Origin of the sequence: Bradyrhizobium sp. i1.15.2 (assembly GCF_040548425.1) — a bacterium.
Classification (GTDB): domain Bacteria; phylum Pseudomonadota; class Alphaproteobacteria; order Rhizobiales; family Xanthobacteraceae; genus Bradyrhizobium; species Bradyrhizobium canariense.
Map to the genome: position 1 here is coordinate 73,040 of NZ_JBEPRQ010000011.1, position 16,680 is coordinate 89,719.

The 16,680-nt window shown below is 65.1% G+C and carries 9 protein-coding genes, 1 tRNA gene and 2 pseudogenes; 11 read left to right on the top strand and 1 reads right to left on the bottom strand.

Annotated elements, in window-relative coordinates; genetic code table 11:
- Window positions 1-90: 90 nt before the first annotated feature.
- Both ABIB80_RS20815 and ABIB80_RS20820 read left to right on the top strand, forming a co-directional pair.
- Window positions 91-2,330 (top strand): annotated as a pseudogene (locus ABIB80_RS20815) (O-linked N-acetylglucosamine transferase, SPINDLY family protein).
- Window positions 2,331-2,465: 135 nt separating this feature from the next.
- Window positions 2,466-2,999 (top strand): DUF805 domain-containing protein, encoded by a 534-nt coding sequence (locus tag ABIB80_RS20820; protein WP_354128223.1) that lies wholly within the window; start codon window positions 2,466-2,468, stop codon window positions 2,997-2,999.
- A gap of 21 nt (window positions 3,000-3,020) precedes the next feature.
- Here ABIB80_RS20820 and ABIB80_RS20825 read toward each other — a convergent pair whose 3' ends face one another.
- A complete protein-coding gene (locus tag ABIB80_RS20825) occupies window positions 3,021-4,055 on the bottom strand; it encodes a cysteine synthase A (protein WP_354128224.1) in 1,035 nt (344 codons plus the stop codon).
- 759 nt (window positions 4,056-4,814) lie between these two features.
- On the opposite strand from ABIB80_RS20825, the gene ABIB80_RS20830 reads away from it, so the two are divergent.
- The 9 genes and pseudogenes from ABIB80_RS20830 (at window position 4,815) to ABIB80_RS20865 (ending at window position 16,521) form a co-directional block, all read left to right on the top strand.
- The gene (locus ABIB80_RS20830; RefSeq protein ID WP_376707486.1) at window positions 4,815-6,266 is read left to right on the top strand and encodes an efflux transporter outer membrane subunit; all 1,452 of its coding nucleotides are present in this window, start codon (window positions 4,815-4,817) and stop codon (window positions 6,264-6,266) included.
- A complete protein-coding gene (locus ABIB80_RS20835) occupies window positions 6,256-7,653 on the top strand; it encodes an efflux RND transporter periplasmic adaptor subunit (RefSeq protein WP_354128225.1) in 1,398 nt (465 codons plus the stop codon). Before ABIB80_RS20830 ends, ABIB80_RS20835 begins: the two co-directional genes overlap by 11 nt.
- Window positions 7,654-7,689: 36 nt before the next feature.
- On the top strand, window positions 7,690-10,839 hold the full coding sequence (locus tag ABIB80_RS20840; RefSeq protein ID WP_007591193.1) for an efflux RND transporter permease subunit: 3,150 nt from the start codon (window positions 7,690-7,692) through the stop codon (window positions 10,837-10,839).
- Window positions 10,839-13,943, top strand: a complete 3,105-nt coding sequence (locus tag ABIB80_RS20845) for an efflux RND transporter permease subunit (protein WP_354128226.1) — start codon at window positions 10,839-10,841, stop codon at window positions 13,941-13,943. Before ABIB80_RS20840 ends, ABIB80_RS20845 begins: the two co-directional genes overlap by 1 nt.
- Before the next feature lie 41 nt (window positions 13,944-13,984).
- On the top strand, window positions 13,985-14,719 hold the full coding sequence (locus tag ABIB80_RS20850; RefSeq protein WP_219680157.1) for a tRNA-uridine aminocarboxypropyltransferase: 735 nt from the start codon (window positions 13,985-13,987) through the stop codon (window positions 14,717-14,719).
- 198 nt (window positions 14,720-14,917) lie between these two features.
- Complete coding sequence (locus ABIB80_RS20855) at window positions 14,918-15,634, top strand: ABC transporter permease (protein WP_354128227.1); 717 nt, start codon at window positions 14,918-14,920, stop codon at window positions 15,632-15,634.
- Between the two features lie 160 nt (window positions 15,635-15,794).
- A pseudogene (locus ABIB80_RS39365) lies at window positions 15,795-15,914 on the top strand (ATP-binding cassette domain-containing protein); the annotation flags it as partial.
- Window positions 15,915-16,081: 167 nt separating this feature from the next.
- Window positions 16,082-16,390, top strand: a complete 309-nt coding sequence (locus ABIB80_RS39370) for a hypothetical protein (protein ID WP_246648610.1) — start codon at window positions 16,082-16,084, stop codon at window positions 16,388-16,390.
- 57 nt (window positions 16,391-16,447) lie between these two features.
- Window positions 16,448-16,521, top strand: a tRNA-Cys gene (locus ABIB80_RS20865).
- Window positions 16,522-16,680: the final 159 nt, after the last annotated feature.

Consider the following 16,680-nt stretch of genomic DNA (forward strand, 5'->3'; position numbering starts at 1 on the left):
TCCGGTGGCGTCGCTGGTCTAACCGATCCGCCAGCTTGGCACCATGCGAATCGGCCAGCCTCTTTTCGGGCCATACTCCGGAGAGAGACTTTGCAGAGCAGCGCCGGCGCGCGCGCATTCCAGAACGCGCGATTGCAAAAGAAATTGAGGAAGCAGGCGGACGCGCTCATGTCCGCCGCGGTTCAGGCACTCGGGCAGGGCAGATACGCAGAGGTCGAGACACTCTGCCGGCGGATTCTGACGGAGGTTCCGGATCATTTCGACGCCGCGCACCTGCTTGGCCTGCGCGCGTATGATGGCGGGCGCCTCGATGAGGCGCAACAATTGCTCGAGCGCGCGACCGTGCTCGATCCACGTTCGCCCGATGCCCATGGCAATCTCGGGGCAGTGTATTTCACCCTCCAGAAGTTTCAGGACGCTCGCGCATGCCAGGAGAAAGCCATTGCGCTGAAGCCGAATTCTCCGATCGCCTTGACCAATCTCGGCAATACGCTGCTGCACATGGGCTTCGCCGAGCAGGCTATCGAGCTGCACGAACGCGCTATCAGGCTGAAGCCGGACTATGCCGATGCATTCTGCAATCGTGGCATGGCGGAGCTGATCGAAGGGCAGTTCCAGCGCGCCAAGGAGAGTTTCGATCGCGCCCTCGCGTTTCAACCGCGTCATGCGGAAGCGATCGCGGGCAAGGGCATGGTGTGCATCGAGCTCCGGCACTACGAAGAGGCGGCCGCGGCGATCGCGGCAGGGCTCGCGATCAAGCCGGATTCGCCGAAGATTCTGGCGCAGCGCGGACGGCTCAATCTCGATCTGTTGCGGCTGGAGCAGGCGCTCGCGGATTTCGATGCGGCGCTGGCGCTTTCACCGAGGCTCGAAGTGGCCTTGCAGGGGAAGGCGCAAGTCAACATTCTCAAGGGCAATACGGCCGGGGCGATTGCGGTCGTCAAGAAGTTGCTCGAGGAACATCCGCGGTCCGACATCGGAATTGCGCTCCTGGCTTCCTGCTATGCGAGCCAGGGAGACATCGCGACGGCGCTCGAACATCTCGATGCAGGGCTGGCAATCGCGCCTGACTATGCGGACTTGATCGGGCGCAAGATATTCTTGCTGGCTATCTCCCCGACGCGGATTTTGCGGTCCAGCAGGCTGCGCGAAAACAGTGGTGGGACGCGATCGGCTCGAGATTGCCGCGAAGGACTCTTGCCCCGCGGCAGCTCGATCCCGACAGGCGGATCGTGGTTGGCTATGTTGCTGCCGAGTTTTGGCATCACTCGGCAGCGTTCGCTCTGTTACCGGTGCTGCGCCATCATGATCACGCCAGGTTCGAGATCGTCTGCTATTCGTGCTCGCCGGTAAGAGATGAGATGACCGCCGCATTCAGGTCCTCGGCGGACGTCTGGGTCGACGCCTGGCAGCTTTCGGACGACGAACTCGCCGATCGCATCCAGGCGGACAAGGTCGATATCCTGATCGACGTGTCCGGGCACACCACCGGCAACAGGCTCCACGTCTTCGCCCGCAAGCCGGCCCCGATCCAGGTCTCGGGTTTCGGACACGCTACGGGCACGGGCCTGCAGACCATGGACTACGTGCTCGCGGATCCCATCTTCATTCCGCAATCGGCGCGCCATCTGCTGGCTGAAAAGGTCTACGACCTGCCGTGCCTGATCACGATCGATCCCATTTTGGATGTACCTGCATCGGAGCCGCCCATGCTCCGCAACGGCCATGTCACCTTCGGCGTGTTCAACCGCATCTACAAGATCTCGGACGAGGCCATCCGGGTGTGGTCGAACGTGATGCGCGAGGTGACCGGTTCGAAGATCGTCATCAAGCATACGCTGCTCGACGATCCCATGCTGCGCGATAGTCTGATCGCGCGGTTCGTGGCGCAGGGCGTTGCCGAGGAGAATGTCATCTGCCTGGGCTCGACGCCGCGCCACGAGCACCTGCGGGCGTTTGCAAACGTCGACATATCGCTCGACACGTTCCCGCAAAACGGCGGCGTCAGCACCTGGGAATCGCTCTATGCGGGCGTTCCGGTCGTGGCCAAGCTCGGCAACGGCGCCTCGTCGCGTGCCGGCGGTTCGATCGTGGCTGCTGTCGGTCTCGACGACTGGGTCGCCGAGGATGACGAGGGCTATGCCGCGATCGCCTGCAAATATGCGGCGCAGCCGGCGCACCTGGCGAAGTTGCGTAGCGAGTTGCCGGCTCGGATCGCAGCCTCCCCCGCCGGCAATGTCGAAATCTACACGGCCAGGGTCGAGGCGGGCTATCGCCAGTTCTGGCGCGACTATTGTGCCGCGGCTGCCGAAGGCGGCGAGGGCGCCTGACCCTCTCGGGTGGGGCGAAGTCTCGAATTGCGCTGGCCAGCTTAGTCGTCCGGAAACCATGCGCCGGCGCGCGATAGTGCCGGTTCATGGCTCCGAAAGCCATTTCTGGGCATATGGCGCTAAAAGGGTACGCCAATGCTCGGTTTCGTCTTCGGCTTGAACGCCCGGCTCGGGCGATTGCATTTCTTCCTCGCCACGGTCGCGCTTGCGATCGTGATGACGGCGATCTGCTTTGCAATCGCAATGGCCGTGCTGCGCAACACCTCGCCCGGCGCGATCCGGCCTGAAGATCTCACCAGCAGCTCGGCGATGATCGCTGCGATCGTCTTCTTCGGAGTTGTCACCTTCACGTTGCAATCGATGCGCATCCGCGACATCGGCTGGGATCCGGTCTGCGTGGTGCCTGCCTGGTTCGCGCTGGTGATCGTCGACCATGTCGTCGCGGGCCGGTTTCCGGCCTGGGCGATCGGGCAGGAGCATCAGGCAACGGCGGTCGGCGCGCTCGTCAACCTCGCGCTGATGCTCGCGCTCGTGTTCTGGCCGAGCGGCGACAGCGAAGGCTCCTACGGCGCTCCCCTCCCGCCGCGCACGCGCGCGATCAAGCCCTCGCTATCGAACGAGCGCCTCACGCGGGTGTCGCAGGGATCGTCGCGGCCGACCTGGAGTTAGACGGCCGGCTTCCGGAACGTTCTAGACGAACGGCAGCTTGATGTTGCTGCGCTTCTCCAGCCATTCCGGCACCGGCAGGTTCTTGGCGCGCATGAAGTCGGCGTTGAACAGCTTTGACTGGTAACGGCTGCCGGAATCGCAGAGCACGGTGACGATCGTCTTGCCCGGTCCGAGCTGCTTTGCGAGGCGGATGGCGCCGGCGATGTTGATGCCGGTCGAGCCGCCGAGGCACAGGCCTTCGTGCTGGAGGAGTTCGTAGATCACCGTCACCGCTTCGGCATCGGGAATGAGATAGGCGTCGTCGACCTTTGCGCTCTCGACGATTGCGGTCGCCCGGTTGAGGCCGATGCCCTCGGTGATCGAGCCGCCCGGCGTCGCCTTGGCGTCGCCCGTTCTGAAATATTCATACATGCCGGCGCCGTGCGGGTCGGCGCAGGCGATCCTGACGTCCTTGCTCTTCTCTTTCAGGAAGCGGCTGGTGCCGGCCAGCGTGCCGCCGCTGCCGACGGAGCAGACGAAACCGTCGACCTTGCCGCCGGTCTGCTCCCAGATCTCAGGACCTGTGGACTCGTAATGCGCCTTCGCATTGTCGAGGTTGTTCCACTGGTCGGCGAACAGCACGCCGTTCGGCTCCGTCTTACGCAGCTCGTCGGCAAGACGGCGGCCGACATGCTGGTAGCTGTTCGGATTGGAATAGGGCAGTGCCGGTGATTCCAGCAGCTCGGCGCCGCACAGCTTCAGAAAATCCTTCTTCTCCTGGCTCTGCGTTTCCGGGATCACGATCAGCGTGCGGTAGCCGCGCGCGCTCGCCACGACCGCAAGGCCGATGCCGGTATTGCCGGCGGTCGATTCCACGACGAGACCGCCGGGCTTGAGCTCGCCGCGCTTCTCGGCCTCCAGGATCATCCATTTGCCGGCGCGATCCTTCACCGACTGGCCGGGATTCATGAACTCGGCCTTGCCCAGAATGGTGCAGCCGGTCAGTTCGGAAGCGCGCTTGAGCTTGATCAGCGGGGTGTTGCCGATGGCTTCGACAACGTCATTTTTGATGGTCATGTCAGGGGAAATCACTGGCAAAGGGTTGATCAGGTTGGCCAGAACCTAGTGCTTGGGCGGTCAAAGGGGAAGGCTTTTGCGCTGCGGCGAAACCGGCGGAAGTGCCCGGAAGCAGTGAATTTTTGGGAGGAGAGATCGCCGATGCTGCTGCTGTGCTACGCTGCGGGATATCGGTAGGAGGATCTGGCCGGTCCCTGCCAAAACATGGAAGATAAGGGTCGTCGCCAGCGCACCTTCGCCATTGGATCTGAGACATCGCCCTCGAAGAGTGCGGCTGGTACGCGGGAGGCGGTCAAATCTCTGCACGACGAATGCCCATTCGTTTCGACAATGGACGGCCTCGCGAGAGTGGCCCACCTCGGTTTCGAGACCGGACTGAAGCCGCATCGCGAGCGGTGCAGGCGGATTGAAGGGACTGGCGTCGGTGTGGCGGCATTATCACATGAAATCTTGGTAAGCTTGAGCAGGCTCCACGGCCGCATAGGAATGCGAAAAAGCGCTGCAACACAGCACTATTTCGTGCTTTCTTCGTGTTGATGGCGGTGCGCTTTGGCGGTCATTTCGCACCTGCGGGACTGTCCCGCTGTTCCGCACCCGGCTAGTATGGGTGTCCGGTTCCGCAGAAAGCATCATCGCTGTGAACGAGTTATCCAACGCCCGCCGACTGTCCAGCCGCGAATCGGTTAATCCGGCTTCGCGGCGGCGGCTCGATCTGCCCGGCGGGGGGTGGATTTGACACAAGATGATCCTGCGATCGCGGTGCGGCGGTCTCTAGGTTCCGCGTCCCGGACACGACGTGCGGCGCGCTGGCTTGCGGTCGCTTGCCTCGCCGCCGGCTCGGGCGCTTGCGTGCTCACGCAGGATCTTCCCGATCCCGCGCTCGACGTTCCCACGCAGTACAAATACGCCGGCAAGGGCGATGCGCCGCCGTCTCTGGATTGGTGGCGCAGCTTCCGCTCGGCGGAGCTGACACAGCTGATGGAAGAGGCGCAGACCGTCAACCTCGACATTGCCGCCGCCGTTTCGCGCATCGTCGAGGCCGACGCGCAGGCGCGGCAAGCGGGTGCGGCGCTGCTGCCGAGCCTTTCCGGCACCGGGCAGGAGGCCTATTCGCGCACCTCCGGCTCCTCCGCCTCGGGGCTCACCAATGGCGGCCGTGAGGTCGTCAACTACCAGGCTTCGCTGAGCGCGAGCTACCAGCTCGATTTCTGGGGTCAGAATCGGGACGCACTCCAGACCGCGGAAGAAACGGCGCATGCCAACCGTTTCGATCGCGACGTCGTTGCGCTGACGACGCTTGCGGGTGTGGCTAACGCCTATTTCCAGGTGCTGGCCTCGCAGGATCGCATCCGGACCTCACAGCGCAACATCGCGAGCGCGCAACGCATCCTCGATGCCGTCAAAGAACGGCGTAAGGCTGGCACGGGCACCGATCTCGACGTCGCGCAGCAGGAGAGCGTGCTCGCAAACCAGAAGGCCCTGGTGCCGCCGCTGCGCCAGACGCTCGACCAAAACGTCAATGCGCTTGCAGTCCTGGTGTCGCGGCCGCCGGAGAGCGTGCGCGTGCTCGGCGGCTCGCTGAACCGGATCGCTATACCCCGCGTGACGCCCGGCCTGCCGTCCGAGCTCCTGACGCAGCGGCCCGACATTCGCCGGCAGGAGGCGCAACTTGCTTCTGCCACTGCGAACGTCGGCAATGCCCGCGCGCAGTTCTTTCCGACCATCCAGCTCACCGGCAATGGCGGCTATCAGAGCTCGGCCCTGGTCTCGCTATTCCAGCCGCATGCGGCGTTCTTCCAGCTCGTCGGCAGCGCGACGCAGCCGATCTTCGACGGCGGCAAGATCCTCGGCAATTTCGAGTTTGCCAAGGCGCGGCAGGACGAACTGCTCCAGACCTACCGCAAGACCATCATCCAGTCTTTTGCCGATGTCGACAATGCGCTGTTCTCGATCAAGCAGACCACGATCAGGCTGCAATTGCAGCGTGACGTCCTCAACGCCTCCCGCCGCGCCTTCGATCTCTCCGAGCAGCAATTGCGCGCCGGCACCGCCGACATCGTCACCGTGCTCAACACCCAACTGACCCTGTTCCAGGCGGAAGACGCGCTGTCGCAGGCGCAACTTGCCCGCCTTCTTGCTATCGTCAGCCTGTATCAGGCGCTCGGCGGCGGCTGGGAGCCGAGGATGGAGAAACCGGTCAATGCTCTTTAAGCCGGATACGAAGCAGGGCGCGAAGGAGGGAACGGCGAAGAAGTCGCGCGGGCGCGGCTTCGTCATGACCCTGATCACGCTGGCGATCCTCGGCGGGCTCGGCTACTACGGCTGGACCACCTGGCATCAGCAGCCGCAGCAGGCGAACGGCCGCAATCAACGGCCGGATCTGCCGGTACCGGTGCTGGCGGCGACGCCCCGCATCCAGGACGTTCCCGTCTATCTCGACGGCGTCGGCGCGATCCGCGCACTCAACACCGTGACCGTCCGCTCTCAAGTCGACGGCAAGCTGATCGCGGTCAATTTCACCGAGGGACAGGACGTCAAGAAAGGCGACGTGGTCGGCGAGATCGACCCGGCGCTCTACCAGGCGACGTACGATCAGGCTGTCGCCAAGAAGGCGCAGGACCAGGCCCAGCTCGCCAACCAGCGCATCGACCTCACGCGCTACGAGCAGCTCGCCGCGTCCAACGCCGGATCCAAGCAGCAGGCCGACACCCAACGCGCGCTGGTCGCGCAGACCGAGGCGCTGGTCAAGGCTGACCAGGCGGCGATCGACAATGCGGCGGCGACGCTGAGCTACACCAAGATCGTGGCGCCGATCTCGGGCCGCGCCGGCCTGCGCCAGGTCGACCAGGGCAACATCATCCACGCCTCCGACACCACCGGCCTCGTGGTGATCACGCAATTGCAGCCGATCGCGGTGTGGTTCAGCCTGCCCCAGCAGCAGATCATGCGGGTCAACGCCGCCGCGTCGAAGGGCGCGCTCGCCGTCGACGTGTTCGGCAATGACGGCCTCACCGTGATCGACACCGGCAAGCTCACCGGCATCGACAACCAGGTCGACCAGACCACCGGCACGCTCAGGCTCAAGGCCGAATTCCCGAACGCCAATTACCAGCTCTGGCCCGGCCAGTTCGTCAATGTCCGTCTCAAGGTCGAGACCTTGACGCAGGCACTGGTGGTGCCGACCTCGGCCGTGCAGCGCGGACCGATCGGCACGTTCAGCTATGTCATCGGCGAGGACAATTTGGTTGCGGCCAAGCCGGTGACGGTGACGCAGCAGAACGAGCATGACGCCGTCATCGCCAGCGGCCTGTCGGCGACAGACAAGGTCGTCACCACAGGCTTTGCCAATCTGTCCGATGGCTCCAAGGTGGTCATCGGCCGCGACGACCAGACGCCGTCGGCCGATCTCGCGCCACGCAAGCGCTCGCGCGGACCGGATGGTCAGAAGAAGGACGGCGCCAAAGACGGCCAGAGGGACGGACAAGATAAGGACGGCGAGTTCCGCGCCAAGCGCAAGAGCAGCGAGGGCAACCAGAAGGGCCAGACCGGACCGGCACCAGGGCCGGGTGCATCGGGAAGTGGAGCCAAGCAGCCATGATCCCGACGACAGCCGCCTGAGCGGCAGGCGCATCCCATGGGCGTCTCCGAACCCTTCATCCGACGGCCGATCGCGACCTCGTTGCTCGGCATCGCGCTTCTGATCGGCGGGCTGCTCGGCTATTTCGCGCTGCCGGTGTCTGCGCTGCCGCAGGTCGATTTCCCGACCGTGCAGGTGACGACGCAATTGCCCGGCGCGAGCCCCGACGTGATCGCCTCGCTGATCACCGCGCCGCTGGAGCGGCAACTCGGCCAGATCCCGTCGCTGTCGGCGATGAACTCGACGAGCTCGTTCGGCGTCAGCCAGATCTCGCTCCAGTTCGATCTCAACCGCGACATCGACGGCGCGACCCAGGACGTCCAGGCCGCGATCAACGCCGCGGCCGGCGTGCTGCCCAAGACGCTGCCTTATCCGCCGACCTACGCCAAGGTGAACCCGGCCGATGCGCCGGTGATGACATTGGCGCTGCGCTCCGACACCATCTCGCTACGGGCGATGAGCGACATTGCCGACACGCTTCTGGCGCAGCGGCTGAGCCAGATTTCCGGCGTTGGACGCGTCTCTGTGCTCGGCGGACTGAAGCCGGCCGTCCGCATCCAGGCGGATCTCGCGCGGCTCGCCGCCTATGGCATCGCCATGGAAGACCTGCGCACCGCGATTGCCAATGCCAACGTCTCGGGGCCGAAAGGCTCGCTCGACGGCGCGCAGCAATCCTACATCATCGCCGCCAATGACCAGATCGCCGCCGCCGACGCCTACAAGCCTGTCATCATCGCCTACCGCAACGGCTCGCCGGTCACGATTGCCGACGTCGCCCAGATCGTCGATGGCCTCGAGAACGACCGCACCGGCGGCTGGTATCAAGGCTCGCCCGCGGTCATCATCGACATTCAGCGGCAGCCCGGCGCCAATGTGATCGACGTCGTCAGCCAGATCCGGGCGGAAATCCCAAAGGTCCAGCGCGCTATTCCGGCCGGCGTGAATCTCACCATCGTCTCCGACCGTACCGTCACCATCCGTGCCTCGGTCCGCGACGTGCAGTTCACGCTGATCCTCAGCGTGGTGCTGGTGACGCTGGTGGTGCTGCTGTTCCTGCGCTCGCTCAGGGCCACGCTGATCGCCGGGGTGGCGCTACCACTCTCGCTGATCACCAGCTTCGGCATCATGTATTTCGCCGGCTTCAGCCTCGACAATCTGTCGCTGATGGCGCTCACCATCGGCACCGGCTTTGTCGTCGACGACGCCATCGTGATGATCGAGAACATCGTCCGCCACATGGAAAACGGCGATAGCGCGATGGAGGCTTCGCTGAAGGGCGCCAGCGAGATCGGCTTCACCGTGATCTCGCTGACGGTGTCGCTGATTGCGGTGTTCATCCCGCTGTTGTTCATGTCGGGCCTGGTCGGCCGCATGTTCCGCGAATTCGCGCTGACGCTGACGATCGCGGTCGTGACCTCGGCCGTGGTCTCGCTGACGCTGACGCCGATGATGTGCTCGCGTCTGCTGAAGCACGCCCATGAAGAGCTGGCAGTGCCGGGTCTTGCCGCGGTCAGCCGCTTCATCGACCGCACCGTGGGGTTCTATCACCGCACGCTGCTCTGGGTGTTGGAGCGCCAGCGCGCGACGCTGGTCGTGACCTTCGCCACACTGATTGCGACCCTGGCGCTCTATGTCGTCGCGCCAAAGGGCTTCCTGCCGCTGCAGGACACTGCCTCGATCACGGCGGTGACGGAAGCGGGTCCCGACGTGTCGTTCGCGGAGATGCAGAAGCGGCAGGCCGACGCGGCCGACGCCATCAAGGCCGACCCCGATGTAACAGGCGTGGTCTCGGTGATCGGGGCAGGCTCGGTCAATCCGACCACCAATGTCGGCCGTCTGGTCATGACGCTGAAACCCCGCGGCGAGCGGCGCGACGATGTCAGCGTCGTCATCACGCGGCTGAAGGAGCGGGTGGCAGCCATCCCCGGCATGACCGTCTACTTCCAGCCGGTGCAGGATGTGCAGATATCGACCCAGTCGAGCCGCTCGCAATACCAGTACACGCTGACCGGCACCGACGCCGCGCTGGTGTCGGAATGGGCGCGCAAGCTGGTTGCCGAGATGCGGCGCGATCCGCTGTTCCGCGACGTCTCCTCGGAGGCGCAGGAAGGCGGTCTGCGGGCGCAGCTCACGGTCGACCGCACCCGCGCCGGCCAGCTCGGCGTCAGCCTCCAGGGCATCACCGACACGCTCAACGACGCGTTCGCGCAGCGCCAGATCTCGACCATCTACGGCCAGGCCAACCAGTATCGCGTGGTGCTGGAAGCGCTGCCGATGTACCAGCGCGATCCCTCGATCCTGTCGAAGCTCTATCTGCCGGGCGGGGCGAGCGCGACCGCCGGCGCGCCCAACGCACAGGTGCCGCTCTCCGCCGTGGCGACGCTGACCCGCACCACCGCGCCGCTCGCGATTTCGCACCAGGCCCAGTTCCCGTCGATCTCGCTCAGCTTCAACCTCGCCCCGGGCGCTGCGCTCGGCGATGCCGTCGAGGCCGTGAAGACCATCGAGACCCGGATTGAGATGCCCAACAGCATCGTCGGCGTCTATGCCGGCGACGCCGCCGAATTCGCCAAGGCACTCGCCGGCCAGCCCTGGCTGCTGCTGGCCGCGGTGATCACGATCTATATCGTGCTCGGCGTGCTCTACGAGAGCTACATCCATCCGATCACGATCCTCTCGACGCTGCCGTCGGCCGGCGTCGGCGCGATCCTGGCGCTGATGCTGTGCGGGCAGGATCTCTCCGTGATCGGGCTGATCGGCATCATCCTGTTGATGGGCATCGTCAAGAAGAACGCGATCATGATGATCGACTTCGCGCTCGAGGCCGAGCGCAGGCAGGGGATGTCGCCCAACGAGGCGATCGTGCAGGCTTGTCTGCTGCGCTTCCGTCCGATCATGATGACGACGCTGGCCGCGCTGTTCGGCGCGCTGCCGCTGGCGATCGAGAGCGGCACCGGCGCCGAGCTGCGCTTTCCGCTCGGCATCTCCATCATCGGCGGCCTGCTGCTCAGCCAATTGCTCACGCTCTACACCACGCCGGTGATCTACCTCGCCCTCGACCGCATCAACCGCCGCCTTGAGCAGGCGCTGCCGCCGGTCGAACCCGGCGGGCCGCCCGTCGCGGGCGCGACCGAGGGGATGCAGTGATGGCATCGATCTCGGAGCCCTTCATCCGCCGCCCGGTCGCGACCACGCTGCTGTCGATCGGGTTGTTCCTGCTGGGTATCGTGGCTTACGAGTTCCTCCCCGTCGCCTCGGTTCCGAACATCGATTTCCCCGCCATCTTCGTTTCCGCCAGCCGTCCCGGCGCCGATCCGTCCGTGATGGCCGCGACGGTTGCTTCGCCGCTGGAGCGGCGGCTCGGCGAGATCGCGGGCATCAACCAGATCACCTCGACCTCTTCGCTCGGCACGACCAGCATCCAGCTCCAGTTCGACATCGGCCGCAACATCGACAAGGCCGCGCGCGACGTGCAGGCGGCGATCAATGCCGCGCTGGTCGACCTACCCAGCGATCTGCCGACGCTGCCGCGCTTCCGCAAGGCCAATACCGCAGGCGCCCCCGTGTTCGTGCTGGCGCTGACCTCGAAGACGCTGTCCGCCAGCGCGGTCTACGACGTCGCCGATACCGTGCTGGCGCAGCGCATCTCGCAGGTGCCGGGGGTGGGCAATGTGACGATCTCGGGTGCCGACCAGCCGGCGGTCAGGATTCAGCTCAATCCCGTCGCGCTGTCGAACGCCGGCATCGCCACCGACGACGTGCGAACTGCGATTATCAACGCCAATCCGCTCGGTCCGGTCGGCATCTTCAATGGCGAGCGCCAGAGCGAAACGCTGTCGCTCAACAGGCAGATGCGGACGGCGAAAGAGTTCCGCGACATCGTCATCAAAAGCGCGAACGGCAATTTCGTCCGGCTCTCCGATGTTGCCGACATCGAGGACGGCGTCCGTAACGCCCGATCCATCGCTTGGTTCAACAAGCAGCCGGCGGTGCTGATCCAGATCACCAAGCAGGGCGACGCCAACGTCATCGAGACCGTCGACCGGGTGAAGGAGCTGATCCCCGCGCTGAAGCAGTGGATCCCGGCCGGCGTCGACGTCTCCACCTTGGTCGATCGCACCAGTACGATCCGCGCCAGCGTGCTCGACATGCAGTGGACCTTGTTCGCGACCGCCATTCTCGTGATGGTCGTCGTGTTCGTATTCCTGCGACGGCTGACGCCGACGATCGCGGCCGGAATCTCCGTGCCGCTGGCGCTGGCCGGGACCTGCGCCGGCATGTGGGTCGCGGGCTTCTCGATCGACAATCTGTCGCTGATGGCGCTGGCGATCTCCGTCGGCTTCGTGGTCGACGACGCCATCGTCATGATCGAGAACATGTACCGCAATCTCGAACAGGGCATGCGGCCGCTTCAGGCGGCATTGGACGGCGCCCGGCAGATCGGCTTCACCGTGGTGTCGATCAGCCTGTCGCTGATCGCGGCCTTCACGCCGCTGATCTTCATGGACGGCATCGTCGGCCGTCTCTTGCGCGAGTTCTCGCTGACGCTGACCTTCGCGATCCTGGTCTCGACCCTGGTGTCGCTCACGGTGACGCCGATGATCTGTGCCCACTATATCAGGCAGACCACGTCGGGATCCGCCACACTGTTCGATCGTGTCATCGAGGGCTCGCTGACGCGCATCGTCGCCTTCTACACCCGCACCCTGCGCACGGTGCTGGAGTATCCGCTGCTAACGCTGCTGGTGTTCTTTGCCACCATCGGCCTCACCGTGGTGCTCTACATCAAGGTCCCCAAGGGCTATTTCCCGACCGACGATTCCGGCTTCGTCATCGGGGCGACGCGCGCCTCGGCCGACATCTCGTTCCAGTCCATGCTCAGCCTGCAGCAGCGGCTCGCCGACATCGTGATGCAGGATCCGGCCGTGGCCGGCATCGGCTCCACCGTCGGCAGCGGCGGCGGGCCGGGTGGCGCGACCTCCAATCGCGGCACCATGTTCATCAGCCTGAAGCCGCCGGAGGAGCGCGACCACGTCTCGACCCAGGTGGTGATCGACCGTCTCAGGCGGGCGTTATACCCGGTGCCCGGCATCCGCCTGTTCATGTTCGCCGCCCAGGACGTGCGCGCCGGCGGACGACAGAGCGATTCCGACTACCAGTACACGCTGACCAGCACCGACCTCGGCCTGTTGCAGAAGTGGGCGCCGATCGTGGCCAAGCGCATGGAGAGCGTCGAAGGCATCACCGACGTCTCCAGCGACCGCGATCCCGGCGGGCTTCAATTGACCTTGTCGATCGATCGCCAGAAGGCCTCGGCGCTCGGCGTCCGCGTCCAAGATATCGACAACGCGCTCAACAACGCGTTCTCGCAGCGGCAGATCGGGATCATCTACACCCAACGCAACCAGTACATGACCGTTCTGGAGATGGACCCGAAATTCCAGGTCGACCCGTCCAACCTCGATCGCATCTATGTCGCCGGCGCGGGCGACGCGCAGGTGCCGCTGTCGGCCGTGGTACATGCGACGCGCGGGCTCGCCGCCCTCGCGGTCTATCATTCGCAATCGTTCCCATCGACCACGGTGTCGTTCAACCTGTTGCCGGACGTGCAGATCCAGGCCGCAACGCAGAACATCCAGCGCGCGGTCGAGGAATTGCACATGCCGGAAGGCATCCGCGGCAGTTTTGACGGCAACGCCGGCGATTTCGCCAAGACCAGCGGCCGCCAGCCGCTCCTGATCCTCGGCGCGCTGGTGGCGATGTATATCGTGCTCGGCGTGCTCTATGAGAGTCTCGCCCATCCGCTCACGATCATCTCGACGCTGCCCTCGGCGGGCCTCGGCGCGCTGCTGGCCTTGCAGATCACCAACACGCCGCTGACGGTGATCGCCTTCGTCGGCATCATCCTGTTGATCGGCATCGTCAAGAAGAACGGCATCATGATGGTGGATTTCGCGCTCGATGCCGAGCGCCAGCGCGGCCTGTCTTCGGCGGAGGCGATCTTCGAGGCCTGCCAGGCACGCTTCCGTCCGATCCTGATGACGACCATGGCTGCATTGTTCGCCGGCATTCCGCTGGTGGTCGCGACCGGGCCCGGCACGGAACTGCGCCGCCCGCTCGGCATCACCATCATCGGCGGGCTGTTCGTCTCGCAGATCCTGACGCTCTACACCACGCCCGTGATCTACCTGCTGATCGACCGCCTGCGCCGGCGCCGCGAGCCGCGCCCGGTGCCTGCGCCGGCGGAATAGGCGGGTTGTTGAACAGCCCCGCAAAGCGTATAGCGGCGACCATGTCGAACCCCACCGCCGCTGCGCCGGCCGATCCAATCCCCGAATGCCCGCACTGCCAGAAGCCGATGCCGCTGTGCATCTGCGACAGCGTCACGCCCATCAAGAACCGGCTCTCGCTCCTGATCCTTCAGCATCCGCAGGAGCAGGACAGGGCGCTCGGCACCGCGCGGCTGCTTGCGAAGCATTTCGCCGGTGCCACGCTGCGGGTCGGCTTGTCCTGGCCGAGCCTGTCCAAGGCGCTGGGGCAACCGATCGAGAACGCCTCGCACTGGGCCGTGCTCTATCTCGGCTCGGCGCACGCCGCCGATCTCGAGGCCGAGGGCGAAATCCTGGCGCTCAACCGCAAAGGCGAGGGCGCGGACAACCAGCGCGCGCGCCTCGGCAAGCTCGAAGGTGTGGTGCTGCTCGACGGCACCTGGAGCCAGGCCAAGGCCCTGTGGTGGCGCAACCCCTGGATGCTGAAATGCCAGCGCGTCATCCTCAACCCGGCCGCGCCATCGCGTTACGGCCGCCTGCGCAAGGAGCCTCGGAAGGACGGCCTGTCGACCATCGAAGCGGCAGCGACGATCCTCTCCGTTCTGGAGAAGCGCCCGGACATCGCCGAGACGCTGAATGCCAGCTTTGAACGGATGTTAACCCGCTACCGCGAGGTCCAGACCGAGATGCCCGAATTGGCGCCGAAGCCGCCGGTGAAGGACCGCCGGCGCGGTGTCCGGCGGGTCAAGCGAGCCTGACTCCGGTCCGGATCATCCGTCCGGCCGATTGTCCCGCGAGAGGCGGGCGGATAGAGACCATCGGCCAACAGGCCGCGATCTGCTATCCTGTCGCACCATCGGAACGCCGGAAACGGAAGGGACCGTCGCATTCAGCTTGCAGCCAAGGAGATCCTTGCCCAGGCGGCGCGGTTCGATCGTTGGGGCACGCTCGCCCTGATGGACATTTCGCTGCGCTACCGGCGCACCGTGATCGGCCCGCTCTGGATCACGCTGACGCTCGCCGCGACGATTGCCAGCGTCGGCACGGTCTATGCGGCACTGTTCAAGCAGGACATTGCGAGCTTTCTGCCGCCCTTTGCCATTGGCCTGATCGTCTGGACGCTGATCGCGACGACGCTCCAGGAAGGTTCCAACATCTTCGTGGCATCAAACCATTTGATCAAGGCGGTGCCGGCGCCGCTGATCGTGCATGTTCTCCAAATGATGGCGCGCAACGTCCTCATCTTCGCGCATCATCTGGTGATCGTCGTACTGCTCTATCTGGTAATGCCGTGGCCGCTGCATGGGAGCATGCTGCTCGCGGTGCCGGGCTTTGCGATCCTGCTCGTCGTGCTGCTGGGCGGCTCGGTCGCGCTCGGCATGCTCTGCGCGCGGTTTCGTGACATCGGCTCGGCGATCGTCAGCGGCCTGCAATTCGTGTTCTTCCTGACGCCGATCATCTGGACCGAGGACACCGTGCGCGGCACCGCGTTTTATTGGCTGATCCGCGCCAATCCGTTCGCGACGCTGCTCGATCTGGTGCGCAGGCCACTGCTCTCACAGCCGACCGATGCGGAGCAATGGCTGCTCGGGGTCATCTATGCGACCGTCGTGGCCGTCATCGGCCTCGGCTGCTACGCGAAATACCGCCATCGCGTGGCGTATTGGCTGTGAGGCGCGAGATATGACCCCCGCAGCTCATATCGCGCTTCGCAACGTCTCGGTGAGATTTCCGGTGTTGTCGTTCCGCGACCGCTCGCTGCGCAGCCGGTTCGTCAACGCGGTGACACTGCGGCGGACGACCCCGCACATCGTCTCCGCGTTGAACGATGTCAGTCTCGACATCCGTGCCGGCGACCGCGTCGCCATCATCGGCGCCAATGGCGCCGGCAAGACCACGCTGCTGCGGGTGCTCGCCGGCATCTACCATCCGACGTCCGGCAGCGTGGACGTGCTGGGCCGCTGCCAGCCGCTGTTCGATCTCTCGGCCGGATTCGACGAGGAAGCGACCGGCTACGAGAACATCGTGCGGCGCGGGCTCGTGATCGGCGCGCGGCGCTCCGAGATCGACGACCGGCGCGCGGAGATCGCCGCATTCACCGAGCTCGCGAACGGCTCGACTTGCCGCTGCGCACCTATTCCAGCGGCATGATGCTGCGCCTGATCTTTGCGGTCGCAACCGCCGTCGAGGGCGAGATCGTGCTGCTCGACGAATGGATCGGCGTCGGCGACCAGCAGTTCCGCAAGAAGGCGCGGCAGCGGCTCGACGAGATCGTCGTGCGCGCCGGCATTCTGGTGCTCGCCTCGCACGACGTCGAGCTGATCAAGAGCACCTGCAACCGCGCGATCCTGCTGGAGGAGGGGCGGATCGTGGCGGCCGGTGCGACCGATGAGATTCTCGGCCAATATCTCGGCGGCGCGAAGGCGTAGCTGCCCGGTCGGGGTTGCCTAAACCCGTGATCCCCTATATTGCTCCGCCCTCGTTGGGGCCACGTGGCGGAGTGGTTACGCGCCGGTCTGCAAAACCGTTTACTCGGGTTCGAGTCCCGACGTGGCCTCCATCACAACCTCCTGATATCTCAGCGAATATCCGATCGTGTCGCGGCTGCCATCAGCCTGCGGGGGCGATGCGTGCCGGCTGCGCACACCGGGTTTACCCGGGGCCCGGCGGAAACCCACCATTCAGCCCGCTGGCATAGTCTTCGCATCTGCGAAGTGAT

What these genes read in the sequence shown, in the direction of transcription:
- ABIB80_RS20820 (WP_354128223.1), top strand. Translation starts at nt 2,466, where the DNA reads ATGCTCGGTTTCGTCTTCGGCTTGAACGCCCGGCTCGGGCGATTGCAT.
- ABIB80_RS20825 (WP_354128224.1), bottom strand. Translation starts at nt 4,055, where the DNA reads ATGACCATCAAAAATGACGTTGTCGAAGCCATCGGCAACACCCCGCTG.
- ABIB80_RS20850 (WP_219680157.1), top strand. Translation starts at nt 13,985, where the DNA reads ATGTCGAACCCCACCGCCGCTGCGCCGGCCGATCCAATCCCCGAATGC.
- ABIB80_RS20840 (WP_007591193.1), top strand. Translation starts at nt 7,690, where the DNA reads ATGGGCGTCTCCGAACCCTTCATCCGACGGCCGATCGCGACCTCGTTG.
- ABIB80_RS20855 (WP_354128227.1), top strand. Translation starts at nt 14,918, where the DNA reads ATGGACATTTCGCTGCGCTACCGGCGCACCGTGATCGGCCCGCTCTGG.
- ABIB80_RS20845 (WP_354128226.1), top strand. Translation starts at nt 10,839, where the DNA reads ATGGCATCGATCTCGGAGCCCTTCATCCGCCGCCCGGTCGCGACCACG.
- ABIB80_RS20835 (WP_354128225.1), top strand. Translation starts at nt 6,256, where the DNA reads ATGCTCTTTAAGCCGGATACGAAGCAGGGCGCGAAGGAGGGAACGGCG.